The organism is Pseudomonas sp. FeS53a, assembly GCF_000931385.1.
Classification (GTDB): domain Bacteria; phylum Pseudomonadota; class Gammaproteobacteria; order Pseudomonadales; family Pseudomonadaceae; genus Metapseudomonas; species Metapseudomonas otitidis.
The window spans coordinates 251,377-277,563 of record NZ_JYFT01000056.1; the positions used below are offsets into that span (position 1 = coordinate 251,377).

Here is a 26,187-nt window from a genome sequence, read left to right on the forward strand (position 1 = left end):
GGAAGGTCCTGATACAGAGGAACGGTCAAGGGCGCGATGTTAGCAGGCGCGAGCCGGCGGGCTCCAGCCACGCGGCCTCCTCCTCCATGGCCAACCGGGCCATGAGGAAATCCAGGAAGGCCTTGACCTTCATCGCCTGGAATCGCCGCGAGGGGTAGACGGCGTAGATCTCGCCACTGGGCAGTGGAATCCCAGGCAACAGCTCGACCAGTTCCCCACGGCGCACCGCCTGCTCGGTGATCATCAGCGGCAGCGAGGCAATGCCCGCGCCCCCCAGCACCGCCTCGCGGGCGAAGGTGATGTTGTTGCAGTGCAGCACCCGCTGGCAGGGCACGGACGTATCCAGCAGCGGCCAGTAACGCTGGGAGTCGATGGGCAGGAGCACGGCGCGGTGCTGGGCCAGGTCTTCGGCCGTACGCGGCACGCCATGGGCCGCCAGGTAGGCCGGGCTGGCGCATAGGCGTCGTCCGGCCTCGAACAACTTGCGGGCGATCAGGCTCGAGTCCTGCGGCTGGCCCACCAGGATGGCGATGTCCACCCCCTCCTCCAGCGGGTCCACTTCCCGGGAGGTGAGCTCCACCTGGGCGGTGATCTGCGGGTACTGGCTCATGAATTGCCCGAGCACCCGGCCGAGGAACATCTGGCCGAACTCGATGGGGGCCGTGATACGCAACAATCCGGACGGTGCCTGCTGCAGCTGCATCACTGCCTGCTCGGCCTCGGCGAAGTCGAGCATGATCTGGCGGCACCGGTCGTAGTACGCCTGCCCCACTTCCGTGAGCCGCAGCTTGCGGGTGGTGCGGTTGAGCAGGCGCACCCCAAGCCGCTCCTCCAGCAGTGCGATGCGCCGGCTCACCGTGGACTTCTGCATGCCCAGGCTGTGTGCCGCCTGGGTAAAACTGTGCAACTCCACGACACGGGTGAAGATCAGCGCATCATCCAGCCCCATTATTGTTCCCCATAAGCAACAAAGTTTACGAAGTGTACTGGCTACTTGCCTGACTGGAACAGTGCTAGATTCCCGCGTCTTTGATCACAGATTCGAGTCTGCCCATGCCTGCCCCGTTGAAACGCCGCCTGTTCATCTTCCTGACGCTGTTGGTGCTGGTGGCCGGTGGTTTCTTCGCGCATTGGCTGCTGATCGGCCGCTTCCTGGAGAGCACGGACAATGCCTATGTCCAGGGCGAAATCACCCGGGTCTCGAGTCAGTTGGGCGCGCGTATAGAAGAAGTGCTGGTGGGGGACAACCAGGCCGTCAAGAAAGGGGACCTGCTGGTGCGCCTGGAGTCGGCAGACTTCCGCGTCGCCCTTGAGCGTGCCCAGGCCACCCTGGCGACCCGCGAGGCCGAACTGGCCCAGGCCCAGAGCAAACTCACCCAGCAGTCCAGCCTGATCGCCGCCAGCGAGGCGGATGTCTCCGCGAGCCAGGCCACCCTGGGCCGCACCCAGATCGACTTGTCCCGCGCCCAGACCTTGCGCAAACCCGGCTACGTGTCGGAAGAGCGCGTCACCACCCTCTCGGCCGACTCCCGCGTCGCCCGCTCGCAACTGGCCAAGGCCGAAGCCGACCTCAAGGCCCAGCGCGTGCAGACCGACGCCCTGCGCGCCGACATCAAGCGCCTCGAGGCACAGATCGCCACCGCCCGGGCAGACATCGCCCAGGCCGAACTGAACCTGGCACGCACCGAGATCCGCGCCCCCATCGACGGCTTCGTCGGCCAGCGTGCGGCACGCAACGGCCAGTACGTGCAGGTGGGTGCCCACCTGATGTCCCTAGTACCGGACCAGGACATCTGGGTGCAGGCCAACTTCAAGGAAACCCAGATCGAACACATGCAGCCTGGCCAGAAGGTGGAACTGGTGTTCGACAGCTTCCCCAGCACGCCGATCGAAGGCCGCGTGGACAGCCTGTTCGCCGCCTCCGGCGCGCAGTTCAGCCTGCTGCCGCCGGACAATGCCACCGGCAACTTCACCAAGGTGGTGCAGCGCATCCCGGTGAAGATTACCTTCGACCGCGAAAGCCCCCTGAAAGGCCGCATCCGCCCCGGCATGTCGGTGCTGGTGAAGGTCTCCATCCAGCGGGATGAATGATCGTGGCCGCTGACGCGCTGCTGCGCCCCACCGGCGAGCCCAGCCGACGAGACTGGATCGCCGTGATGAGCGCCATGCTCGGCGCCTTCATGGCGGTGCTGGACATCCAGATCACCAACTCTTCGCTCAAGGACATACAGGGCGCGCTGTCGGCCACGCTGGAAGAAGGCTCGTGGATCTCCACCTCCTACCTGGTGGCCGAGATCATCATGATTCCCCTCACCGCCTGGCTGGTGCAGTTGCTTTCGGCACGCCGGCTGGCCGTGTGGGTTTCCCTGGGCTTCCTCGCCTCCTCGCTGCTCTGCTCCCTGGCCTGGAACCTGGAGAGCATGATCGTCTTCCGTGCCATGCAGGGCTTCACCGGCGGGGCACTGATACCCCTGGCCTTCACCCTGACGCTGATCAAGCTGCCGGAACACCACCGCGCCAAGGGCATGGCGCTGTTCGCCATCACCGCCACCTTCGCGCCTTCCATCGGCCCGACGCTGGGGGGCTGGCTCACCGAAAACTTCGGTTGGGAATACATCTTCTACATCAACGTGCCCCCGGGCCTGCTGATGATCGCCGGCCTGATGTACGGCCTGGAAAAGAAGGCGCCCCACTGGGAACTGCTCAAGCGCACGGACTACGCCGGCATCGTCACCCTCGGCATGGGACTGGGCTGCCTGCAGGTGTTCCTCGAAGAGGGGCATCGCAAGGACTGGCTGGAATCGAACCTGATCGTCGGCCTGGGCAGCATCGCCCTGGTGAGCCTGGTGCTGTTCGTCATCCTGCAGCTCTCGCGCCCCAACCCGCTGATCAACCTGGGCATCCTGGCCAACCGCAATTTCGGGCTCAGCAGCATCTCCAGCCTGGGCCTGGGCGTGGGGCTCTATGGATCCATTTATGTGCTGCCGCTCTACCTGGCGCAGATCCAGGGATACAACGCCCTGCAGATCGGCGAGGTGATCATGTGGATGGGCGTGCCCCAGCTGTTCCTGATCCCGCTGGTGCCCAAGCTGATGAAGATCATTTCGCCGAAGCTGCTGTGCGCCATCGGCTTTGGGTTGTTCGGCGCGGCCAGCTTCGCCTCGGGCGTTCTCAATCCGGACTTTGCCGGTCCGCAGTTCAACCATATCCAGATCATTCGTGCCCTGGGCCAGCCCCTGGTCATGGTGACCATTTCGCTGATCGCCACCGCCTACATCCTGCCCCAGGATGCCGGCTCGGCTTCCAGCCTGTTCAACATTCTGCGCAACCTGGGCGGCGCCATCGGCATCGCCCTGCTGGCTACGCTGCTGGACAGCCGCGCCAAGGTCTACTTCGACTACCTGCGTGAATCCCTGGTGCCCAGCAATCCCCAGGTCGCAGAGCGCCTCGCCCTGCTTTCCGAGAAGCTCGGCAGCGATCAGGCGGCGCTGGGCAAGCTGAGCGAGATCGCCCACCAGCAGGCGGCAATCATGGCGTACAACGACGCCTTCCATTTCATCGGCATCGCCCTCGGGGTCAGCATGATTGCCGTGCTGCTGACCCGCAGCCTGCCGACCGGTGGCAGCGGGGCCGGCGCTGCGGCCCACTGATACCCGATCAGACCTTCAGCAGCAGGTCGCGCAGCTTCTGGATTTCGTCCCGCAGCTGCGCAGCGGCCTCGAACTCCAGATCGCGGGCGAGCTGGAACATCTTCTCTTCCATCTGCCGGATGCGCTTGTTGATCTCGCTGGGCGAGCGCAGTTCGGCCTCGTAGCGGGCACTCTCTTCGGCCGCCTTGGCCTGGGCTTTGCGTTTGTTGCTGCGCGCCCCCGGTACGGTCGCGCCTTCGAGGATGTCCTTGATGTCCTTCTGGACGCCCCTGGGCACGATGCCGTGAGCCTCGTTGAAGGCGATCTGCTTGGCACGGCGACGCTCGGTCTCGTCGATTGCCCGCTGCATCGATCCCGTGACGTTGTCGGCATAGAGAATCGCGCGGCCGTGCAGGTTCCGCGCGGCGCGGCCGATGGTCTGGATCAATGAGCGCTCCGAACGCAGGAAGCCCTCCTTGTCCGCATCCAGGATGGCCACCAGCGACACCTCGGGCATGTCCAGGCCTTCGCGCAACAGGTTGATCCCCACCAGTACATCGAAGGCGCCGGTGCGCAGGTCGCGGATGATCTCGACCCGCTCGACGGTGTCGATGTCGGAATGCAGGTAGCGCACGCGAACGTCGTGGTCCCCCAGGTAGTCGGTGAGGTCCTCCGCCATTCGCTTGGTCAGGGTGGTAACCAGGACGCGCTGGTCCAGCGCGACGCGCTTGCGGATCTCCGAGAGCAGATCGTCCACCTGGGTCGCGGCCGGCCGCACTTCGATTTCAGGGTCCACCAGGCCGGTGGGGCGCACCACCTGCTCGACCACGCGACCGGCATGTTCACCCTCGTAAGGCCCCGGCGTGGCCGAGACGAAGATGGTCTGCGGCGCCATCAGCTCCCATTCATCGAAGCGCATCGGACGGTTGTCCAGGGCGGACGGCAGGCGGAAGCCGTACTCCACCAGGGTTTCCTTGCGGGAACGGTCGCCTTTGTACATGGCGCCGATCTGCGGGACGGTGACGTGGGATTCGTCGATCACCAGCAGGGCATTCGGCGGGAGGTAGTCATACAGGGTGGGCGGTGCCTGCCCGGGATCACGCCCGGACAGGTAGCGGGAGTAGTTCTCGATACCGTTGCAGTAGCCCAGCTCGAGAATCATCTCCAAGTCGAAGCGGGTGCGCTGCTCCAGTCGCTGGGCCTCCAGCAGCTTGTTGGCGCCACGCAACTGCTCCAGCCGCTCCTTGAGCTCCTCCTTGATCTTCTCTACCGCCTCGAGCAGCGTCTCGCGCGGCGTGACGTAGTGGCTCTTGGGGTAGAAGGTGAAGCGGGGCAGCTTGCGGATCACCTCGCCGGTGAGCGGGTCGAACGCGGAAAGGCTCTCGACCTCGTCGTCGAACAGCTCGACGCGGATGGCCTCCAGGTCCGACTCGGCGGGGAAGATGTCGATCACATCACCACGCACCCGGAAGGTGGCGCGGGCGAAATCCATGTCGTTGCGGGTGTACTGCAGATCCGCCAGGCGCCTAAGCAAGGCGCGTTGGTCGATGCGGTCGCCACGGTCCAGGTGCAGCACCATCTTCAGATAGGACGCGGGGTCACCCAGGCCATAGATCGAGGACACGGTGGCCACGATGATCGCGTCCGGTCGCTCCAGCAGCGCCTTGGTCGCCGAGAGGCGCATCTGCTCGATGTGGTCGTTGATCGAGGCATCCTTCTCGATGTAGGTGTCCGAGGACGGGACGTAGGCCTCAGGCTGGTAATAGTCGTAGTACGAGACGAAGTACTCGACGGAATTGTTCGGAAAAAAGGCCTTGAACTCACCGTAAAGCTGGGCTGCCAAGGTCTTGTTGGGCGCCAGAACCAGGGTGGGCCGCTGCACCTGGGCGATCACATTGGCGATGCTGAAGGTCTTGCCGGAGCCGGTCACGCCCAGCAGAGTCTGGTGCGAAAGGCCCGCTTCCAGGCCCTCCACCATCTGACGGATGGCCTCGGGCTGGTCGCCGGCGGGCTGGAAACGCGTGACGAGCTGAAAGTCTGACATGGCGATCCTCGGACTTGCGATGTGACCCCCTCGCGCAGAGGGCGTCAAAACTGGCGAAAAGCGGGCGTTTGATGTCGCCCCTGGCGACCGTGACCGCTATAATACCGGCCCGATTGCGCAACCCCAATGCAGACGCTCGGGGTTGCTCAGGCCCCCTCCCCTTCCCTCTCCTCGAGCAGCCGCATCATGAGTCTGTTTTCTGCTGTCGAAATGGCCCCACGCGACCCGATCCTGGGCCTTAACGAAGCATTCAACGCCGATACCCGCCCCACGAAGGTGAACCTCGGCGTAGGCGTCTACTACAACGAGCAAGGCCGTATCCCCCTGCTCCGCGCCGTAGCCGAAGCCGAAAAAGCCCGCATCGAAGCCCATGCACCCCGCGGCTACCTGCCGATCGAAGGCATTGCCGCCTACGACCAGGCCGTGCAAAAGCTGCTCTTCGGCGCCGACTCCCAACTGCTGGCTGAAGGCCGTGTCGTCACGACCCAGGCTGTAGGCGGCACCGGCGCGCTGAAAACCGGCGCAGACTTCCTCAAGCGCCTGCTGCCCGACGCCGTTGTGGCCATCAGCGATCCGAGCTGGGAAAACCACCGTGCGCTGTTCGAGTCCGCCGGCTTCCCGGTCCAGAACTACCGCTACTACGATGCAGCTACCCATGGCGTAAACCGCGCCGGCCTGCTGGAAGACCTCAAAGCCCTGCCCGCGCGCTCCATCGTGGTCCTCCACGCTTGCTGCCACAACCCGACCGGCGTCGACCTGGAACTGGATGACTGGAAGGCGGTACTGGAAGTCCTGCGCGAACGCGAGCACGTTCCGTTCTTGGACATCGCCTACCAGGGTTTTGGTGCAGGTATCGACGAAGACGCCTTCGCTGTCCGCCTGTTCGCCGAATCCGGGCTGCAGTTCTTCGTGTCCAGCTCCTTCTCCAAGTCGTTCTCGCTGTACGGTGAACGTGTTGGCGCGCTGTCTGTCGTCACCAGCTCGAAGGAAGAGGCCGGCCGCGTCCTGTCCCAGGTCAAGCGCGTCATCCGCACCAACTACTCCAACCCACCGACCCACGGTGCCACCGTGGTAGCCGGCGTGCTGAACAGCAATGAACTGCGCGCCATGTGGGAAGCCGAGCTCGCCGAGATGCGCAGCCGAATCCATAGCATGCGCCTCGCCATGGTCGAGCAACTCGCCGCCCAAGGCGCCAAGCGCGACTTCAGCTTCGTTGCTCGCCAGCGCGGCATGTTCTCCTACTCCGGTCTTACTGCAGAGCAAGTCGAGCGCCTGAAGAACGAGTTCGGCATCTACGCCGTCAGCACTGGTCGCATCTGCGTAGCTGCACTGAACGGCAGCAACTTGGACAGCATCACCCACGCCATCACCCAAGTGCTCTGAGCAAGGCAGGAGAAGCTCAAGCCAGGTGCTTGACTTCTCCTTTCTAATCAGTAAGATACGCACCGTTGTTCCGCGATAGCTCAGTCGGTAGAGCAAATGACTGTTAATCATTGGGTCCCTGGTTCGAGTCCAGGTCGCGGAGCCAAATTCAAAAGCCCTCGGTATGTGCCGGGGGCTTTTTCGTTTATGCACCCGATTCGTACCAGCCTCGCATTACGCTACAAAGTGCAGGCGCAAAAAAGCCGGCTATAAGCCGGCTCCCTTTTTGATCACGACGCTCATTCAACAACGAGTCTGTCGCGGTTAGCCTCCAGAGTCTTTGCACCGATCCCCTTTACCTGCAGGAGATCGTCCACGGAGGAAAAAGCACCGTTGGCCTCCCGGTAAGCCACTATGGCTTTGGCCTTCATCTCACCGACTCCAACCATTGCATCCTGCAAGGTAGCGGCATCGGCTTTGTTGATGTCTACTTTCTTTGTCACCTGCTGGGCCGCCGCTTTCGATGGCTCATCCTTGGCTGGCGCCTCAACAGCGATAGCAGAACCAGCGAAGCCGAGAAGTACGAACAGCAGGGAAAGAACCCGTACGAGCATCATCACTTAAATCTCCATGTGGCTAACGTGTGGGCGGTATTCCTTAATCCGCCGAGCCAAGCTAGTCATTCGGGAGCGTAGACTCAACTTCTCGTTGCTGATGGATCCAGTCAACAATTTCCTCCTGCGGAGAGTAACCATTTACGGTCTCGCGTAGGATTTGACGAACCACCCTGTAATCTTCTCTTTCGACGGCATCTAGCAGGCGCTCAATAACAGTCTTTAGATCTTCCCAAGGCAGATGCTCCTCATTAGCCCGCATGATCATTGGATGGTCGGTCGTGCTGACATTCTCACCAATAAGCAGCTCCTCATAGAGCTTCTCACCCGGGCGTAACCCAGTGAACTCAATGGAGATATCTCCGCTGGGGTCATCTTCATTACGGACACTGAGCCCCGATAAACGAATCATCCTTTCTGCCAGCTCGGCAATCTTGACCGGCTGCCCCATGTCAAGAACGAATACATCCCCACCCTGCCCCATCGATCCCGCCTGAATGACCAATTGGGCAGCCTCAGGGATCGTCATGAAGTAACGGGTGATATTGGGGTGAGTTACTGTGACCGGCCCGCCTCGCTTGATCTGTTCACGGAACAAGGGAATCACCGAGCCGGACGATCCCAACACATTACCGAATCGAACCATAGTGAACCGTGTCTTGTTTTGATTGCTGCGTGCCCCCTGGTTAAGCAACACAGGTGCCGCTTCGCAGCTCAACGCCTGCAGCACCATTTCCGCGAGACGTTTAGTACTGCCCATGACATTGGTGGGTCGCACCGCCTTATCGGTGGAGATCAACACGAAATGCTCCACGCCCGACTGGATAGCAGCCTGAGCGGTATTCAGACTGCCCAGTACATTGTTGAGCACACCCTCAGCGACGTTGTGTTCAACAATCGGAACGTGCTTGTAGGCGGCTGCATGGTAGACAGTCTTTACCCTCCAAGTACACATCACATCCAACAAACGCGAGCTATTGCGAATGCTGCCGAGAATGCCCACCAAGCGGACTGATAGGGAGTGCCGACGAATGCTCCTTTCAAGCTCACTCTGAATACTATAAAGATTGAATTCACTGTGCTCGAACAAGATCAGCGTGGTCGCACCTGACATAAGAATCTGACGGCACAGTTCCGAACCAATCGAGCCACCGGCACCAGTGACCATTACGGTCTGTCCACGGATACAACGCTCAAAAAGCTCCTGGCGAGGCGGTATCGCATCTCGCCCCAACAGGTCTATGATATCAACATCCTGCAAGTCATTGACCTTGACTCGTCCGCTCGCTAGGTCCATGAAGCCGGGAATGGTACGCACATGCAGTGGATAGGGCTCCAGCGAATGTAGAATCTCGCGACGCCGTGAGCGCGATACCGACGGAAGAGCCAGCAGTACCTCTTCCACCTCCGTCTCATTGATCATCTGCTCAATGTCTCGGGGCTTGTACACCTTAAGGCCCGCGATCACCCTACCCGAGATACTGTCATCGTCATCTATGAATGCGACGGGACGTATCGAGCGCCCCATTCGTAATGCAGCAAGCAACTGGTTGCCAGCCGCACCAGCACCATAAATCGCTACCTTTGGCAACTGGCTCCCATGGCGCATCTGGGCCTTCACGGCATACCAGCCCCCCATGAAGAACTGACGTAGCAGCAACCGCAGGCTTCCGACGAGCATCAGCGACATCCACCAATAGATGAAAACAAGCGAACGCGGTACAACCACACTAGGCTCGCGCACCCAGTAAGCGAATAGTGCCCATCCAGCAGAAGACAGCGTCACCGCCTTGAGAATGGTAATAAGTGCATCGTTGCCGAAGTAACGCATCACGGCGCGATACAAACCCATGCGCGTGAAGATAGGAATAGCGATCAAGGGCGCGGCGAGAAACAGCCACAGGTGGCTTCCGAGTGGATTGGCGGCGTCATCAACTCCCAACCGAATGGCGAATGACAACCACAAGGAAACCCAAAGTAAAACTACATCGACAGCAACTTGCAACAGGCGCTTCTGGCGACGAGAGAGACCGAGCAAATAGCTACGTAACCACTTCATGAGGCTTCCAGGTTTTTGATCTGTATAAAGACGGGCCCTTCACTCCGAAGAACCAGCGCGAAACTTAGCCGCTAATCCCAGTAGCGGCACATAGGCCAGGGTCAGACCAACAATACCACTCAACCCGCCCACACCAACCCAGAGCGCTAACGGCAACAGCCAGACAAGATTGATAGTCATCACCCCCAGAGTAACTGGCAAATGCCGACCGAAGCGCCGTGATGCAAACTGATAGGCGTGGCTGCGATGAGCCTCGTAGACCTTGTCACCACGTAGCAAGCGCCTCAGCAGCGTGTAGGTCGCATCCACGATGAAGACCCCGAGCATGATCAGCCACGCCCAGAGCAACGCAGCATCGGATGCTGCGGCCTGCAGCGACAAAACACCCAGGCTGATTCCTAGGAACCCACTTCCCGCGTCGCCCATGAAAATCTTCGCTGGCGGAAAATTCCAATACAGAAACCCAGCACTCGCAGCCGCCAAAAGCAATGGAAAGACGGCAAGATCGGCATATCCTTTCAGCCAGTAGAGCAACGCCCCGCCCAGGCACACAGTAATCACCTCGACTCCGGCGATACCGTCGATGCCATCCATGAAGTTATAGAGATTGAGTAACCAAACCAGATAGAACACCGCCAATATATGACCAATCCATCCAAGACCCACAGAGGCACCGAGAAGCTGCACAGGCGGCAGCCCTCCTAGCCATACCAGCGCCCACACTGCAGCACCAAAATGAAAGAGCAGGCGCCAGCGTGCTGCAATATGCCCATGGTCATCGAGAAAGCCAACTATCGCTACCAAAGCCCCTGCCCCCAGCAACGCCAGGGGCACTCCCCAAGGTAACCCCAGCGCTAGCGTGAGCAAAGGCAGGGCAACCAGGAAGCTCAACACGATGGCTATTCCGCCACCGCGTGGTGTCGGTGCGGAATGTGAGCTACGAGAGTTGGGTATATCCATAATGCTGCGCGCCAAAGCATAGCGACGCATCAATCCGGTGATACCAAGGGAAATGACCATAACAACGGGTAAAACCCACAAAACCACAATCATCAATCCTTCTTTGACGAACGCATACGCCGATACGCCCTACCCGCCTGGATCAACCCGGACTCGGTACTGATAAGCGGTTTCCAACATAATAGTCGGCGTACCTTAGAACCATCTACAGTCAGCGACTCGAACAACTGAGTGTAAATACCCCCTACCCCCAACGCCCGACAGACCGACGCAATCAGTGCCGCTGGAAACGAAAATAGGCGCCCGCGCTTACCCATTCCAACGGCTAGGTACCGGACCATGTCGGCAGTCGAAACCGGGGAGCCATCCGCGACCACGAACAGCTCATTTGCCGCCGCAGGATGGGTAAGGCAACAGCAGATAATATCGACAAGATTCTCCAGAGCTATAATGCTCCGCGAGTTAGCTACCTGCGCAAATGGCAAAGGCAGGCCCCAATCCACAATCCGCAGCAGCCACTTGAAGTTTCCAGGAGCATGCGCGGCATAGACCAACGGCGGACGAATGATCACTAACTCTGTAGTGGTACCAGCAAACAGGTCCTGCAAGGCCCGCTCAGCGTCAAGCTTGGAAACCGCATAAGCCGCATGAGGCTCTGGCGGACACAGTTCGTTGAACGGTTGATGCGCAGCATCTGTGCCATTTACACCAATCGAACTGATGAACACGAAACGCCGAACACCTGCTGCCAAAGCCTGCCTCGCTAGGCGGAGCGCACCATCGACGTTAGTCATGCGCAAGCGCGCAAGTTGATCACCCACACCGACGTTACGGACATGGGCAACAGCCGCCGTGTGGACCACGACATCTACGCCACTCAAAGCCCTCGACCAGTCGGTATCGGACCCGATATTACCGACCGGAAACACCTCGACACCCGGAGCAGGCGAAACACAATGACTGCGAACCGATACAATCACCTGCCACCGAGGATCAGCAACCAAACGCATTACTAAACCAGAACCAATAAAGCCGGTTGCCCCTGTGACCAAAACTTTAGCGCACTCAGCCATTATAACCCCCCCTAAAAATTAGCACCCAGAAAATATGGGCAAAAAACAATTTTCGTACAGCGACGATGACACTGCCAAGAATTTCATTTTTCCATCCACGCGAATCACAAAACAGCCACCTGCTCCGTCAGCCCTGGGGATGGAGTGATGAATACAGCCGAGGCGCGCTTATAATGCAGGAGCAGCATGCCGTGAGGTGCTCGCGACGCCTGAAAATACGGAAACGAGCTGGTAACTTGATCGCTTTTGATCTATCCCTCGTTTCAAGAACGGCAGGTGCCGAAGTCGCCCAACAGAGCAGGCACTATGGCTCAATATCGAGAAGCAAAAGCAACGTCCAGCACAAGATTCTTAAAATGCACTTTCATTAAACGCAATTTATAAAAACTCAGCACGCACCTTAAAGTGCCACGACACTCTTCGAGAGAGAGTTAGAGAAAAACTTTATAAGTGATTTACATCGGAAACCAGCAAACAAAAACACCAGGGGTGCGACAGAAAACCTTACTCGTCGTCATTAACTCGATCACGCAACTCCTTGCCTGGCTTGAAATGAGGCACAAACTTCCCGTCGAGTCGAACCGACTCCCCTGTCTTAGGATTACGCCCCACCCTCGGAGCACGAAAGTGCAGGGAAAAACTACCAAACCCTCGTATTTCAATACGATCACCAGTCGCCAATGCCTGGGACATCTGCTCAAGCATGGTTTTGATAGCGAGCTCAACATCCTTAGAGGAAAGCTGCCCCTGATGAGTGACGATTCGTTCGATCAACTCCGACTTGGTCATGGTTTTTCCCTTCTATATCAAGCGGCTAGATCAGCACTGAACGGTTTTAGCACGCAACCAGATTTTTGAATAGCCCTACTGGGACATACGAAGACAACTGTCCAGTCCTGAAATAGGCTTACACCCCTCAGACGAAGCTCCAGACCTCAAAGCGCCCGATGCACCGCATCGGGCGTTTTGTATTTCAGGGCTAGGTGAGGCTGCTCCGGTTATAGATATCGACAGCCTCGCACACCATGCGGCGCGCCTGTCAGAGGGCTAGGAGGATGCTCCAGCAACACGTTCTTCAGGATGCCGTTGACGCGCTCAGCCAGCGCATTCTGGTAACAGTCGTGACTATCGGTCATCGAGCAGGTTGCCCTGTGCTGCGCGTGCAGGCGTTGGTACAGTCCCGAGTAGCACTGCATGCCTCGGTCGGAGTGATGCGCCAAGGGGGTTACACGTCGTGCGGTACCGAAGCGCCTGGCTGTAGGCTCGAGCCACCGACTCGGCATGCAGGTTGTCGTAGAAGTGATGGCCGACGATCTCGCGCAAGTAGGCATCGGTGCGCCCTGACTCGGCAAATAGGTAATGTCCGCCCCCATACCTACTCAGGGGCGCAGGGCAACACCTGCTGCGGCCCAGGCTTGAGCAGATTCGAATAACGATAGAACCGGTGAAAGCTGTGGATGACCTTGCGGTACGCGCACTGGGCTTGGCCAGCAGGCGATGCTCTGCCAGCACCCGAAACAGGCGATCCCGCCCCACGCGGAACGGCGTCCGTCGCCAGACGGGGCTGCCGCATCCGTACCTCACGAATGACCTGAGCAATCAGCGAACCCTGCTCGGAGCGCCGGTCCGCCGAGCGGTTGCGCTGGTAATAAGCTTGGCGACTCAAGCTCATGAACTGACAAGCCCTGCTAACGCTCAGCGCTGGGACTTGCCTTCGCGTGAGGATTTGCCGAGAGGCTTTTTTCAACGGATATGCCAGTACATTCACGACCACCTCGAGGAACTGGGCCTTCTGACTCACGACCTCCAACTACTGCTACCCCCCCTTGATGCGCTGTTCCGGCGTCAGTGGCAGGCTGGGCCCGGACATCGACTTGCTCCTGGGAGATCGATGGAGCCCCCCCCTAACTCCAGTCCTGCCGGCCATGCTTGCCGTAGCGAGTCTGAGCCTCCTTGTAGCTCATTTCGCCTTTTTCGGCCTGATCGACCACTGCCAGCTTAAAGCCTGTGTGTAGTTACGCTGACTCGACGGATACCTTCTTCTGCCATCGAGGCTCTCCTGAAATAAGGGCAAAGATGCAAACTTTATTCAGGGCCGGACAACCAAAAACGAAAAAGGCGACCCGAAGGTCGCCTTTTTCTTGCGATGAACTACCCGAACTTAGTTCTGGTTTTCCATCTGCGCACGAATCAGATCACCAATGGTGGTCGGACCAGCGCTCTCGGATTCCTGCTTGCGCAGTTCCTTCATTGCGTCTTTCTCATCATCCACGTCTTTCGACTTGATGGACAGGCTGATGACGCGGCTCTTACGGTCGATGCTGATGATCTTGGCTTCGACTTCTTCGCCTTCCTTCAGCACGTTGCGAGCATCTTCAACGCGATCGCGGCTGATTTCGGAGGCTTTCAGGATGCCTTCGATATCGTTGCCAAGGGAAATCACAGCGCCTTTGGCGTCAACTTCCTTGACGGTGCCACGAACGATGCTGCCCTTCTCGTTCAGGGATGCGTAGTTGGAGAACGGATCGTCTTCCAGCTGCTTGATGCCCAGAGAGATGCGCTCGCGCTCCGGATCAACGGAGAGGATGACGGTTTCCAGCTCGTCGCCCTTCTTGAAGCGACGTACGGCTTCTTCGCCCACTTCGTTCCAGGAGATGTCGGAGAGGTGAACCAGACCGTCGATGCCACCCTCCAGACCGATGAAGATACCGAAATCGGTGATCGACTTGATGGTGCCGGAGATCTTGTCGCCCTTGTTGAAGCGGCTGGAGAAATCTTCCCACGGGTTGGATTTGCACTGCTTGATACCCAGGGAGATACGACGACGCTCTTCGTCGATATCCAAGACCTGAACTTCCACTTCGTCGCCGACCTGAACGACCTTGGACGGGTGGATGTTCTTGTTGGTCCAATCCATCTCGGACACGTGCACCAGGCCTTCCACGCCCTCTTCCAACTCGGCGAAGCAGCCGTAGTCGGTCAGGTTGGTGACGCGAGCCATGACGCGGGTGCCTTCCGGGTAACGAGCCTTGATGGCAACCCACGGATCTTCGCCCAGTTGCTTCAGACCCAGGGAAACGCGGTTGCGCTCGCGGTCGAACTTCAGGACCTTGACGTCGATCTCGTCACCAACGTTGACGATCTCGGACGGATGCTTGATGCGCTTCCACGCCATGTCGGTGATGTGCAGCAGGCCATCTACGCCGCCCAGGTCAACGAACGCACCGTAATCGGTGAGGTTCTTGACGATGCCCTTGACTTGCTGGCCTTCCTGCAAGGATTCCAGCAGCGCTTCGCGCTCGGCGCTGTTCTCGGCTTCGAGGACGCTGCGACGGGAAACGACAACGTTGTTGCGCTTCTGGTCCAGCTTGATGACCTTGAACTCGAGTTCTTTGCCTTCCAGGTGAGTGGTATCACGCACCGGACGCACGTCGACCAGGGAGCCGGGCAGGAATGCGCGGATGCCATTGACGTCGACAGTGAAACCACCTTTGACCTTGCCGTTGATAACGCCCTTGACCACTTCTTCGGCAGCGAAAGCCGCTTCCAGAACAATCCAAGACTCGGCGCGCTTGGCTTTCTCGCGGGACAGCTTGGTTTCGCCGAAGCCGTCTTCCACAGCATCGAGCGCAACGTGCACTTCGTCACCGACCTTGATGGTCAGCTCGCCCTGCTCGTTGTAGAACTGCTCGACCGGGATGACACCCTCGGACTTCAGGCCGGCATGGACAGTGACCCAGTCACCATCGATGTCGACCACGATGCCGGTGATGATCGCACCGGGCTGCATGTCGAGGGATTTCAGGCTTTCTTCAAAAAGTTCTGCAAAGCTTTCGCTCATGTTGATTCCTGTTGATCAAGGGCGAGGATTCGCCCAAAGCCACACTCCAGACAATGTGGGTTTGTTCATATAAAAAGAGTCTTGCGGGGCTTTAGACTGGCCTTCCCGCATGCCTCTCTGGGTTACCCGGCGAGATCGCGAATTGCGACCTCACTGAGAATACGTTCCAGCACCTGCTCGATCGAGAGATCGGTGGAATCCAGCAGGATCGCATCGGGCGCCGGCTTAAGCGGAGCCACCGCACGCTGCGTATCACGCTCGTCACGTGCGATTATCTCGTCAAGTAGACTCGGCAGATTAACATCCTCGCCTTTGCCCTTCAACTGGAGATAACGGCGTCGCGCCCGCTCCTCGGCGCTTGCGGTCAGGAATATCTTGAGTGGCGCATCGGGAAATACGACGGTTCCCATATCACGCCCGTCCGCAACAAGGCCGGGAGACTCACGGAACGCACGCTGGCGTTCCAGTAGCGCATCGCGAACCGCCGGCAAGGCAGCCACCTGGGAAGCGCCCGCCCCGACCACCTCGGTTCGGATCACATTGGACACATCCTCGCCTTCGAGCACGATGCGCTCACTGCCATCCGCTGCGGAAAGGAACTGCACGTCCAGATGAGCTGCCAGAACCGTCAGCGCTTCCTCATTGGTGAGGTCGACACCGTGGTTGCGCGCGGCAAATGCCAAGAGGCGGTAGAGCGCGCCCGAATCGAGCAGGTTCCAGCCCAGGCGCCTGGCCAGCAAGCCACACAGAGTGCCTTTGCCGGATCCCCCCGGTCCGTCGACGGTTATCACAGGTACGCCACTCATCACTTGCCCTCTTCCGCTACGCGGATTCCGACCTGCGAAGCCAACCCCAGGAAGTTCGGGAAGGAGGTCGCCACGTTCGCGCAGTCATGGATTCGGATCGGAGCCCCGGCGCGGAGCGACGCCACCGTGAAGGACATGGCGATACGGTGGTCGCCATGCGCCCAGACTTCACCACCGCCCATCGGGCCACCTTCGATAACGATGCCGTCCGGGGTCGGCTCCGCTTTCACGCCCAGGGTCTGCAGGCCATCGGCCATGACCTGGATACGGTCGGACTCCTTGACCCGCAACTCTTCCGCACCACGTAGCACGGTACGCCCCTCGGCGCAGGCAGCCGCGACGAAGAGCACCGGAAACTCATCGATGGCCAGGGGCACCAGGTCTTCGGGGATATCAATGCCCTTGAGCTTGGCTGCCCGAACGCGGATGTCGGCAACCGGTTCGCCACCCACCACGCGCTGGTTTTCCAGGGTGATGTCGCCGCCCATCAGCTTGAGAATATCGATCACCCCGGTACGGGTCGGGTTGATGCCGACATGCTCGAGCAGCAGCTCGGAACCTTCGGCGATGCTCGCCGCCACCAGGAAGAAGGCAGCGGAGGAAATATCGGCAGGCACCTCGATCTTGCAAGCCGTGAGCTTGTGACCACTCTCGACGCTCGCGGTATTGCCCTCCACCTTCACCGGGTAGCCAAAGCCCTGGAGCATGCGTTCGGTGTGATCACGGGTAGGAGCCGGCTCGGTAACGGCGGTCTCCCCGGCGGCATACAGGCCGGCAAGCAGCAGGCAGGACTTCACCTGGGCGCTGGCCATGGGCATGTCGTAGCTCATCCCGGTCAGGCGCTGGCCACCGCGGATGGTCAGCGGCGGACGCCCCTCAGGGCCGGTTTCGATCACCGCCCCCATTTCGCGGAGCGGCTTGGCCACGCGATTCATCGGGCGCTTGGAGAGAGAGGCATCACCGGTCAAGGTGGTGTCGAACGGCTGGGCAGCCAGCAGACCGCTGAGCAGTCGCATGGAAGTGCCAGAGTTGCCCAGGTAGAGGGGACCAGGCGGCGGCTTGAGGCCATGGAGGCCAACACCATGGATGGTCACACGACCATGGTGAGGGCCTTCGATGACGACGCCCATGTCACGGAAGGTCTGCAGCGTCGCCAGGGCGTCCTCACCTTCGAGGAAGCCTTCCACCTCGGTGGTTCCTTCGGCCAGGGAGCCGAGCATGATCGACCGATGGGAGATGGATTTGTCGCCAGGAACGCGAATACGGCCGGAAATTTGGCCACCGGGCTGGGCAAGGTAGATCAGATCGTTATTGTGCATGGCGTCCACATAGGCCCTGCGGGCCAGGATTTTGCTGAAATGCTCGCGGGCGAAGCGGGCGCGGGTGAACACGCCCAGCAACTCATGCCCATCCCCAGCGTCGACCGCAGCGCGCAGCGCGTCGAGGTCGGCGCGAAATACGTCCAGAATCCGCAGCACGGCCTCGCGATTGGCGAGGAAAATGTCGTGCCACATCACCGGATCACTGCCGGCGATCCGCGTGAAGTCACGGAAGCCACCGGCGGCGTAACGGAAAATCTCCAGGTTCTCGCTGCGCTTGCCGAGCGAATCGACCAGGCCAAACGCCAGCAGGTGCGGCAGATGACTGGTCGCAGCGAGCACCTCGTCGTGGTGCTCGACATCCATGTGCTCGACATCGGCACCCAAGGCCCGCCAAAGCTGGTCGACCTGCTCCAGGGCTGCCTGGTCGGTATTCTCTGCCGGCGTGAGGATCACCTTGTGACGACGGAACAGACCCGCGTTGGCCGCCTCCACCCCGCTCTTCTCCGAACCCGCGATGGGGTGACCGGGGACGAAACGCGCCGGCATCTGGCCGAACGCCACGCGTGCAGCGCGTACTACATTGCCCTTGGCGCTTCCCACATCGGTCAGCACGGCCTTTCCAAGGTCGAGCGCGGCCAACTGCCCCAGCAGCTTCTCCATGGCCAGTATCGGCACCGCCAACTGGATCACCTCAGCCCCGCGACAGGCGGCATCCAGATCGCTCTCGCAACGATCCACCACCCCTGTCTCGACGGCGATGCGGCAGGACTCCGGATCCTTGTCCACGCCCACCACCTCGGCGAACACTCCCTTCTCGCGCAAMCCCTKGGCGAAAGACCCGCCAATGAGACCGAGTCCAATCACCACCAGGCGCCCGAAGATAGGACCACCCCGTTGCAGGGTCATGACATCAGGCACGGGCGAGCACCTTGGCCAGCGCCTCCAGGCAACGGGCGTTTTCCGCCGGCAGGCCGATGGAGACACGCAAGAAGGTGGGCATGCCATAGCCACCCACCGGACGAAGGATCACACCCTCGCGCAGCAAGGCGGCATTGATGGGGGCAGCGTCACGACCGAAGTCGACAGCGATGAAGTTGCCTTTGGAAGGAATCCACGTCAGACCCAGGGCGCGGAACCCCTCTTCCAACTGAAGCATGCCGGCATCGTTGATCCGGCGGCTTTCAGCAAGGTAATCAGCATCGTCCAGTGCTGCGCAGGCCGCAGCCAGGGCCAGGCTGTTGACATTGAAGGGCTGGCGCACGCGGTTCAGCACATCGGCCACCTGGGCGCTGGAAAGACCGTAGCCGACCCGCAGGGACGCCAGGCCATAGGCCTTGGAGAACGTCCGCGAGACCAGCAGGTTCGGGTAGCGCGCCAGGTAATCGAGGCCATCGGGCAACTCGTCACCCTCGGCATACTCGATGTAGGCCTCGTCCAACACCACCAGAACGTTTTCCGGCACCTGGGCGAGGAAGCTCTCCAGGGCAGCAGGGCCGAACCAGGTACCGGTGGGGTTGTTGGGGTTGGCGATGAAGACGACGCGGGTGTTGGCGTCGATGGCCGCCAGCATGGCCGGCAGGTCATGACCAAAATCCCGGGCCGGAACCACCTTGCCGACAGCACCCACGGCCTGGGTGGCAATAGGATAGACGGCAAAGGCGTACTCGCTGAACACAGCATTCAAGCCAGGCGCCAGGTAGGCCCGAGCCACCAGATCGAGAATGTCGTTGGAGCCATTGCCGAGGGTCACCTGGGCCGGCGTGACGCCGCAGCGTTCGGCCAGGCGGCGCTTCAGCTCGAAGCCGTTGCCATCGGGGTAGCGGGTCAGCTCGGCCAGCTCGGCACGAATGGCCTCGAGAGCCTTGGGGCTCGGGCCGAGCGGGTTCTCGTTACTGGCCAGCTTGACGATGCCGGACGGGTCGAGGTCGAGCTCGCGAGCCAACTCATCCACCGGCTTGCCGGGCACATAGGGTGAAAGTTTCTGCACGCCCGGCTGGGCAAGGGCAAGGAAGTCACAGGACATAGCTGCACGCCTCAAGCTTTGGACCACAAGCCGGAAGCCACGCGCCGGATCTGTTCAGCAAGAGGCTTGCGGCCTGTGACCGTCGATTCAGAGAACCGCTTTGGGATAGGAACCGAGCACCTTCAGTGCCACGGCCTCCTGGTTGATCTTCTCCAGCACGTCCTTGATCAGCGGATCGCGGTGGTGGCCCACGAAGTCGATGAAGAAAACGTAGGTCCACTTACCACTGCGGGACGGGCGGGTCTCGATGCGGGTCAGGTCGATGCCGTTGTTGTGGAACGGCACCAGCAGCTCATGGAGCGCCCCCGGCTTGTTGCGCATGGATACGATGACCGAGGTCTTGTCGTCGCCGGTGGGCGGCACTTCCTGGCTGCCGATGATGAGGAAACGCGTGGAGTTGTCCGGGCGGTCCTCGATCTTCTCGCACAGCTTGGTCAGGCCGTAGAGGCTGGCCGCCATGTCGCCGGCGATGGCGGCGGAGTTCCACTCGCTCTTCACCCGCTTGGCCGCATCGGCATTGCTCGAAACCGCCACGCGCTCGACGTTGGGGTAGTGAGCATCCAGCCACTTGCGGCACTGCGCCAAGGACTGGGCATGGGAGTAGATGCGGGTGATGTTGTCGGTCTTGGTGTTCTCCCCCACCAGCAGGTGATGGTGGATGCGCAGCTCAACCTCACCGCAGATCACCATGTCGTGCTCGAGGAAGCTGTCCAGGGTGTGGTTGACCGCACCCTCGGTGGAGTTCTCCACCGGCACGACACCGAAGTTGACTGCACCTGCAGCCACCTCGCGGAACACCTCGTCGATGGCGGCCATCGGCGAGCTGATCACCGCATGGCCGAAATGCTTGAGGGCAGCCGCCTGGGTGAAGGTGCCTTCCGGCCCCAGGTACGCCACCTTGAGGGGCTGCTCCAGGGCCAGGCAGGAGGACATTATCTCGCGGAACAGCCGCGCCATTTCCTCGTTGTCCAGCGGGCCCTGGTTGCGCTCCATGATGTGCTTGAGCACCCAGGCCTCGCGCTCGGGGCGGTAGAAGACCGGCTTCTCGCCCTCCGGCAGGGACGCCATCTTCACCCGCGCCACATCCTGGGCGCAGCGGGCGCGCTCGCTGATCAGCTCGAGGATCTTCTCGTCAAGGCTGTCGATGCGCAGACGCAGGGCCTTCAGTTCCTGGTCGGACATCACGCGCGCTCCTTCTCGAACTCCGCCATGTAGGCCACCAGAGCCTCGACCGCATCCAGGCCCACGGCGTTGTAGATGGAGGCACGCATGCCGCCTACGGAGCGATGGCCCTTGAGGTTGAGCAGGCCACGGGCATCGGCGCCGGCGAGGAAGTCCTTGTCCAGGCGCTCGTCAGCCAGGCGGAACGGCACGTTCATCCAGGAGCGGGCATTGTGCGCGATGGGGTTGGTGTAGAAGTCGCTCTTGTCGATGTAACCGTAGAGCAGGTCCTTCTTGGCCTTGTTGCGTTCCTCCATGGCCTCGACGCCACCCTGCTCCTTCAACCACTCGAACACCAGGCCCGAGAGGTACCAGGAGAAGGTCGCCGGCGTGTTGTACATGGAGCCGTTATCGGCCGCGATCTTGTAGTTGAGCATGGTCGGGCAGGACGAACGGGCACGACCTAGCAGGTCCTCGCGCACGATCACCACCACCAGGCCGCTGGGACCGATGTTCTTCTGCGCGCCGGCATAGATCAGACCGAAACGGGAAACGTCCAGCGGGCGGGAAAGAATGTCGGACGACATGTCTACCACCAGCGGTACGTCGCCAACCTCCGGGATCCAGTCGAACTGCAGACCGCCGATGGTTTCGTTGGAGGCGTAGTGCAGGTAGGCCGCATCCTTGGACAGCTGCCACTCGTTCTGGCCAGGAATGGCGAAATAGTCGTAGCCCTTGGCGCTGGCGGCGACGTTGACGCGACCGAAGCGGCTGGCCTCTTCAATGCTCTTCTTCGACCAGATGCCGGTCTCGACGTAGTCGGCCACACCGTTCTCAGGCAGCAGGTTCAGCGGGATCTCGGCGAACTGCTGGCTGGCGCCGCCCTGGAGGAACAGCACCTTGTAATTGGAGGGAATGGACAGGAGGTCGCGAAGATCCTGCTCGGCCTTCTCGGCAATGGCCACGTAGTCATCACTGCGATGGCTCATCTCCATCACGGACAGGCCCTTGCCCTGCCAATCGAGGAGTTCGGCCTGGGCACGTTGCAGTACAGCGTCCGGAAGCGCGGCGGGGCCGGCGCAGAAATTATAGGCTCGCTTGCTCACATCCATTCTCACTGGGTAGCGCGAGGGCATAAGCGCCCCCGCAGGTTTTTCTTCTACCGAACGGACGGGCCGGCGAAGGCCCGCCCTTGCCACACTTACTCGTCAGCGACCTGCTCGGCGTCGCCCTCGACGCCATCAACCGCGGCCACAGCCTCTTCATCGTGGCCTTCGATCACGTCGTCCTCGCCATCGTCGGAAGGCTCCTGGACACGCTCGAGCCCAACCAGCGTCTCATCCTTGGCGAGCTTGATCAGGGTCACGCCCTGGGTGTTACGCCCGGAGCTGGAGACTTCGTCCACGCGAGTACGTACCAGGGTGCCCTGGTCGGAGATCAGCATGATTTCCTCGCCGTCCTGCACCTGGATGGCGCCGACCAGCTTGCCGTTGCGCTCGTTGGAAACCATGGCGATGACGCCCTGGCCACCGCGCCCACGGCGGGGGAACTCACCCAGGCGAGTGCGCTTGCCGTACCCGCGCTCGGAGGCGGTCAGGATCTGCGCATTGGCTTCCGGGATCAGCATGGAGATCAGGCGCTGGCCTTCCGGCAGGCGCATGCCGCGCACGCCACGGGCATTGCGGCCCATGATGCGTACGAGTTTTTCCTTGAAGCGGATGACCTTGCCGCCATCGGAGAACAGCATGACTTCCTTGGCGCCGTCGGTAATGGCCGCCGCGATCAGGGTGTCACCCTCTTCCAGCTTCAGCGCGATCAGACCGGCACTGCGCGGACGGCTGAATTGCACCAGCGGGGTCTTCTTCACGGTGCCGAAGGCGGTGGCCATGAAGATGTAGGCGCCGGTGGGCTCGTCGTTGGCCAGCTCGGTCTCGCCATCGTCAGCGCCTTCACTGGCGGCTTCCGGCTCGACCACTTCGCCCTCGATCACCACACCATCGGCTTCGTCCAGATCCTCGTCGCTGCCGCTCTGCTGCAGCGCTTCCAGGTCGATCTGGAGCATCGCGGTGATGCGCTCGCCTTCGTCCAGCGGCAGCAGGTTCACCAGCGGGCGACCACGCGCGGTGCGGGACGCCTCGGGAATCTCGAAGGTGCGCAGCCAGTAGACCTTGCCCTTGCTGGAGAACAGCAGCAGGGTCGCATGGCTGTTGGCGACCAGCAGGTGCTCGATGTAGTCCTCGTCCTTCACACCCGTGGCGGACTTGCCCTTGCCGCCACGGCGCTGGGCCTGGTAGACGGCCAGCGGCTGGGACTTGGCGTAGCCACCGTGGGAAATGGTGACGACGCGCTCTTCCTCGGTGATCAGGTCAGCGATGGTCAGGTCGACCTGGGACGCGACGATCTGGGTGCGACGGGCATCGCCGAACTCGGCCTTCACCTTCTCCAGCTCTTCGCGGATGACTTCCATCAGGCGCTCGGGGTTGGTGAGGATGCGGATCAGCTCGCCGATCAGGTTGAGGATTTCCTGGTACTCGGACAGGAGCTTCTCGTGCTCCAGGCCGGTCAGGCGGTGCAGGCGCAGTTCGAGAATGGCCTGGGCCTGCTCGGGGGACAGGTAGTACTTGCCATCGCGCAGGCCGTATTGCGGCTCCAGGTCCTCGGGGCGGCAGGCATCGGCACCGGCACGCTCTACCATGGCTTCCACGGCGCTGGATTCCCAGGCGGTGGCGATCAGGCGCTCCTTGGCTTCGGCCGGGGTCGGCGAGGCCTTGATCAGCTCGATCACCGGGTCGATGTTGGACAGCGCAACAGCCTGGCCTTCGAGGATGTGCCCACGTTCACGCGCCTTGCGCAGCTCGTAGACGGTACGGCGGGTCACCACTTCACGGCGGTGACGGATGAAGACCTCGAGCATGTCCTTGAGGTTCATCGTGCGCGGCTGGCCATCCACCAGCGCCACGGCGTTGATGCCGAAGACGCTCTGCATCTGGGTCTGGGCGTAGAGGTTGTTCAGCACCACCTCGCCCACTTCTCCACGACGCAGCTCGATCACCACGCGCATGCCGTCCTTGTCGGACTCGTCACGCAGCTCGGTGATGCCCTCGATCTTCTTCTCCTTGACCAGCTCGGCGATCTTCTCGATCAGACGCGCCTTGTTCAGCTGGTAAGGCAGCTCGGTGACGACGATCTGCTGGCGACCGCCACCCTTCTCCATGTCCTCGATCTCGGCGCGGGCACGGATGTAGATACGGCCACGACCGGTGCGGTAGGCCTCGATGATCCCGGCACGGCCGTTGATGATGCCGGCGGTGGGGAAGTCGGGACCCGGGATGTACTTCATCAGATCATCGACGGAGAGCTCCGGGTTCTCCATCAGTGCCAGGCAGCCGTCGATGACCTCGCCCAGGTTGTGGGGCGGGATGTTGGTCGCCATGCCCACGGCGATACCGCTGGAACCGTTGACCAGCAGGTTCGGGATCTTGGTGGGCATGACCGCCGGGATCTGCTCGGTGCCGTCGTAGTTGGGCACCCAGTCCACGGTTTCCTTGTCCAGGTCGGCCAGCAGCTCGTGGGCCAGCTTGGCCATGCGCACTTCGGTGTAACGCATGGCGGCCGCGTTATCGCCGTCCACCGAACCGAAGTTGCCCTGGCCGTCCACCAGCATGTAGCGCAGGGAGAAAGGCTGGGCCATGCGCACGATGGTGTCGTACACGGCGGTATCACCGTGGGGGTGGTACTTACCGATCACGTCGCCGACCACACGGGCCGACTTCTTGTAGGGCTTGTTCCAGTCGTTGCCCAGCTCGCTCATGGCAAAGAGGACGCGACGGTGGACCGGCTTCAACCCGTCACGCGCGTCCGGCAGGGCGCGACCGACGATCACGCTCATCGCGTAATCGAGGTAGGACTGTTTCAGCTCGTCTTCGATATTGACCGGGAGGATTTCTTTGGCCAGTTCACCCATGAGAAGCCTGATTCCTTTTTCTGATGAAACCCCGCGCCATCCATCCTGGACGAGGCGGGATCCGCCGCCCGGCCAGCACCAGGACGACACGAAAAATCAAAGAGTTACGCCGGGGTCGCGTGGATGCAGCCGCCCCGGCGAAGGGAAGCGCTAGAACTGGCGGAGATTACCACAATCCCCACCCGGCAGGCAGCCCCGCCGGGCGTGGGCAAAACGCCTCAGTGCAGGCGCTTGCGGCACATCAGCTGGGCCATTTTCTCGGCATCGGGACGCTCGACGATGCCGCGCTCGGTCACGATGACATCGATCAGGTCGGCCGGCGTCACGTCGAATACCGGATTGACGGCCTCGACATCCGCCGCGATTCGCGCACCGCCCACTTCCAGCAGCTCGCTGCCGGCACGCTCCTCGATCGGGATGTCCTCGCCGCTTTCCAGCCCCATGTCGATGGTGGAACTGGGCGCCACCACCATGAAACGCACGCCGTGGTGCATCGCACACACAGCCAGCTGGTAGGTGCCGATCTTGTTGGCCACATCACCATTGGCCGTGATGCGATCCGCCCCGACGATCACCCAGGTGATGCCACCCACCTTCATCAGGTGCGCAGCCGCAGAATCGGCGTTCAGGCGCACCGGCACCCCCTCATTCACCAACTCCCAGGCCGTCAGGCGGGCACCCTGCAACCAGGGACGGGTCTCGTCGGCGTAGACCCGCTCCACCAGCCCTTCCAGGTGGGCCGCTCGAATAACCCCGAGAGCCGTACCGAAACCACCGGTCGCCAAGGCACCGGCATTGCAGTGGGTGAGAAGGGCCTGGGGCGCACCCTGGTGACGCCGGATCACCTCCATGCCCAATTGCGCCATGGTCAGGTTGGCCTCGCGATCACTCTCATGGATCGCCACTGCCTCGGCCTCCAGCACCACCAGCGGATCCTCCGCATCCTTCAGGCGCTCGAGGCGATCACGCATGCGGTTCAACGCCCAGAACAGATTGACCGCCGTAGGGCGGGAGCCCGCCAGAAGCGCAAAGTCCTCCTCCAGCGACTGGCGCCAGTCACCACCGGCCGCCAACCGCTGACGCGCACCCAGCACCACGCCGTAGGCCGCACTGATGCCAATGGCCGGCGCACCGCGCACCACCATGTCACGAATGGCCTGGGCCACACCCGCAGCGGAGTCGTAGGACAGCCAGGTTTCCTCGCGCGGCAGGAGCCGTTGATCGATCAGCCGCAGGACGCCGTCCCGCCACTCGATGGCCGTGACCTTCTCGGCCGCCAACAGTCGCTCACGCATGCCACACCTCACCCCAGTCAACTTCGCGAAAAAC

The 26,187-nt window shown here is 61.3% G+C and carries 18 protein-coding genes, 1 tRNA gene and 1 pseudogene; 4 read left to right on the forward strand and 16 right to left on the reverse strand.

What is annotated here, in order from left to right; all coding sequences use genetic code 11:
• Positions 1-25: 25 nt before the first annotated feature.
• Positions 26-949 (reverse strand): LysR family transcriptional regulator, encoded by a 924-nt coding sequence (locus SZ55_RS17005; RefSeq protein WP_044408697.1) that lies wholly within the window; start codon positions 947-949, stop codon positions 26-28.
• A gap of 104 nt (positions 950-1,053) precedes the next feature.
• On the opposite strand from SZ55_RS17005, the gene SZ55_RS17010 reads away from it, so the two are divergent.
• Both SZ55_RS17010 and SZ55_RS17015 read left to right on the forward strand, forming a co-directional pair.
• On the forward strand, positions 1,054-2,091 hold the full coding sequence (locus tag SZ55_RS17010; protein ID WP_044408700.1) for an HlyD family secretion protein: 1,038 nt from the start codon (positions 1,054-1,056) through the stop codon (positions 2,089-2,091).
• A 62-nt stretch (positions 2,092-2,153) separates the two neighbouring features.
• Entirely contained in the window at positions 2,154-3,650 is a 1,497-nt protein-coding gene (locus SZ55_RS17015; protein WP_162484939.1) for an MDR family MFS transporter, read from the forward strand.
• Positions 3,651-3,657: 7 nt separating this feature from the next.
• Here the strand turns inward: SZ55_RS17015 and uvrB are convergent, their stop codons facing one another.
• Positions 3,658-5,673: an excinuclease ABC subunit UvrB gene (gene uvrB / locus SZ55_RS17020; RefSeq protein WP_044408703.1), complete on the reverse strand. Its 2,016-nt coding sequence runs from the start codon at positions 5,671-5,673 to the stop codon at positions 3,658-3,660.
• 186 nt (positions 5,674-5,859) lie between these two features.
• Between uvrB and SZ55_RS17025 the strand changes: the two genes are divergently transcribed.
• A complete protein-coding gene (locus tag SZ55_RS17025) occupies positions 5,860-7,056 on the forward strand; it encodes an amino acid aminotransferase (RefSeq protein ID WP_044408706.1) in 1,197 nt (398 codons plus the stop codon).
• Between the two features lie 69 nt (positions 7,057-7,125).
• A tRNA-Asn gene (locus SZ55_RS17030) sits at positions 7,126-7,201 on the forward strand.
• 133 nt (positions 7,202-7,334) lie between these two features.
• On the opposite strand, the gene SZ55_RS17035 is transcribed toward SZ55_RS17030, so the two are convergent.
• From SZ55_RS17035 to mtnA, 14 genes and pseudogenes are all read right to left on the reverse strand, one after another.
• Positions 7,335-7,652 (reverse strand): ComEA family DNA-binding protein, encoded by a 318-nt coding sequence (locus SZ55_RS17035; RefSeq protein ID WP_044408709.1) that lies wholly within the window; start codon positions 7,650-7,652, stop codon positions 7,335-7,337.
• Positions 7,653-7,710: 58 nt separating this feature from the next.
• Positions 7,711-9,708 carry a polysaccharide biosynthesis protein gene (locus tag SZ55_RS17040; protein WP_044408712.1) on the reverse strand — a complete coding sequence of 666 codons (1,998 nt, stop codon included), beginning with the start codon at positions 9,706-9,708 and terminating at the stop codon, positions 7,711-7,713.
• 39 nt (positions 9,709-9,747) lie between these two features.
• Complete coding sequence (locus tag SZ55_RS17045) at positions 9,748-10,761, reverse strand: MraY family glycosyltransferase (protein WP_177329733.1); 1,014 nt, start codon at positions 10,759-10,761, stop codon at positions 9,748-9,750.
• Complete coding sequence (locus SZ55_RS27530) at positions 10,761-11,741, reverse strand: NAD-dependent epimerase/dehydratase family protein (RefSeq protein WP_082078264.1); 981 nt, start codon at positions 11,739-11,741, stop codon at positions 10,761-10,763. Before SZ55_RS27530 ends, SZ55_RS17045 begins: the two co-directional genes overlap by 1 nt.
• A gap of 504 nt (positions 11,742-12,245) precedes the next feature.
• Complete coding sequence (ihfB, locus tag SZ55_RS17050) at positions 12,246-12,530, reverse strand: integration host factor subunit beta (protein WP_044408715.1); 285 nt, start codon at positions 12,528-12,530, stop codon at positions 12,246-12,248.
• Positions 12,531-12,676: 146 nt separating this feature from the next.
• Positions 12,677-13,815, reverse strand: a pseudogene (locus SZ55_RS27535) (IS3 family transposase).
• An 87-nt stretch (positions 13,816-13,902) separates the two neighbouring features.
• Positions 13,903-15,582: a 30S ribosomal protein S1 gene (gene rpsA / locus SZ55_RS17055; protein WP_044408718.1), complete on the reverse strand. Its 1,680-nt coding sequence runs from the start codon at positions 15,580-15,582 to the stop codon at positions 13,903-13,905.
• Between the two features lie 122 nt (positions 15,583-15,704).
• Positions 15,705-16,388: a (d)CMP kinase gene (gene cmk, locus SZ55_RS17060; protein WP_082078265.1), complete on the reverse strand. Its 684-nt coding sequence runs from the start codon at positions 16,386-16,388 to the stop codon at positions 15,705-15,707.
• Complete coding sequence (locus SZ55_RS17065) at positions 16,388-18,616, reverse strand: bifunctional prephenate dehydrogenase/3-phosphoshikimate 1-carboxyvinyltransferase (protein WP_082078266.1); 2,229 nt, start codon at positions 18,614-18,616, stop codon at positions 16,388-16,390. Before SZ55_RS17065 ends, cmk begins: the two co-directional genes overlap by 1 nt.
• Before the next feature lie 4 nt (positions 18,617-18,620).
• Positions 18,621-19,733, reverse strand: a complete 1,113-nt coding sequence (hisC, locus tag SZ55_RS17070) for a histidinol-phosphate transaminase (RefSeq protein ID WP_044408725.1) — start codon at positions 19,731-19,733, stop codon at positions 18,621-18,623.
• A gap of 87 nt (positions 19,734-19,820) precedes the next feature.
• Entirely contained in the window at positions 19,821-20,915 is a 1,095-nt protein-coding gene (gene pheA, locus SZ55_RS17075; protein ID WP_044408729.1) for a prephenate dehydratase, read from the reverse strand.
• Entirely contained in the window at positions 20,915-22,000 is a 1,086-nt protein-coding gene (gene serC / locus SZ55_RS17080; protein ID WP_044408924.1) for a 3-phosphoserine/phosphohydroxythreonine transaminase, read from the reverse strand. Before serC ends, pheA begins: the two co-directional genes overlap by 1 nt.
• Before the next feature lie 95 nt (positions 22,001-22,095).
• Positions 22,096-24,858 (reverse strand): DNA gyrase subunit A, encoded by a 2,763-nt coding sequence (gene gyrA, locus SZ55_RS17085; RefSeq protein ID WP_044408732.1) that lies wholly within the window; start codon positions 24,856-24,858, stop codon positions 22,096-22,098.
• A 218-nt stretch (positions 24,859-25,076) separates the two neighbouring features.
• The gene (gene mtnA / locus SZ55_RS17090) at positions 25,077-26,153 is read right to left on the reverse strand and encodes an S-methyl-5-thioribose-1-phosphate isomerase (RefSeq protein ID WP_044408735.1); all 1,077 of its coding nucleotides are present in this window, start codon (positions 26,151-26,153) and stop codon (positions 25,077-25,079) included.
• Positions 26,154-26,187: the final 34 nt, after the last annotated feature.

Coding starts and splice junctions, on each gene's coding strand:
- hisC (WP_044408725.1), bottom strand. CDS start 19,733: ATGTCCTGTGACTTCCTTGCCCTTGCCCAGCCGGGCGTGCAGAAACTT.
- SZ55_RS27530 (WP_082078264.1), bottom strand. CDS start 11,741: ATGGCTGAGTGCGCTAAAGTTTTGGTCACAGGGGCAACCGGCTTTATT.
- SZ55_RS17025 (WP_044408706.1), top strand. CDS start 5,860: ATGAGTCTGTTTTCTGCTGTCGAAATGGCCCCACGCGACCCGATCCTG.
- SZ55_RS17045 (WP_177329733.1), bottom strand. CDS start 10,761: ATGATTGTGGTTTTGTGGGTTTTACCCGTTGTTATGGTCATTTCCCTT.
- SZ55_RS17040 (WP_044408712.1), bottom strand. CDS start 9,708: ATGAAGTGGTTACGTAGCTATTTGCTCGGTCTCTCTCGTCGCCAGAAG.
- cmk (WP_082078265.1), bottom strand. CDS start 16,388: ATGAGTGGCGTACCTGTGATAACCGTCGACGGACCGGGGGGATCCGGC.
- ihfB (WP_044408715.1), bottom strand. CDS start 12,530: ATGACCAAGTCGGAGTTGATCGAACGAATCGTCACTCATCAGGGGCAG.
- gyrA (WP_044408732.1), bottom strand. CDS start 24,858: ATGGGTGAACTGGCCAAAGAAATCCTCCCGGTCAATATCGAAGACGAG.
- SZ55_RS17005 (WP_044408697.1), bottom strand. CDS start 949: ATGGGGCTGGATGATGCGCTGATCTTCACCCGTGTCGTGGAGTTGCAC.
- SZ55_RS17035 (WP_044408709.1), bottom strand. CDS start 7,652: ATGATGCTCGTACGGGTTCTTTCCCTGCTGTTCGTACTTCTCGGCTTC.
- pheA (WP_044408729.1), bottom strand. CDS start 20,915: ATGTCCGACCAGGAACTGAAGGCCCTGCGTCTGCGCATCGACAGCCTT.
- rpsA (WP_044408718.1), bottom strand. CDS start 15,582: ATGAGCGAAAGCTTTGCAGAACTTTTTGAAGAAAGCCTGAAATCCCTC.
- mtnA (WP_044408735.1), bottom strand. CDS start 26,153: ATGCGTGAGCGACTGTTGGCGGCCGAGAAGGTCACGGCCATCGAGTGG.
- SZ55_RS17010 (WP_044408700.1), top strand. CDS start 1,054: ATGCCTGCCCCGTTGAAACGCCGCCTGTTCATCTTCCTGACGCTGTTG.
- uvrB (WP_044408703.1), bottom strand. CDS start 5,673: ATGTCAGACTTTCAGCTCGTCACGCGTTTCCAGCCCGCCGGCGACCAG.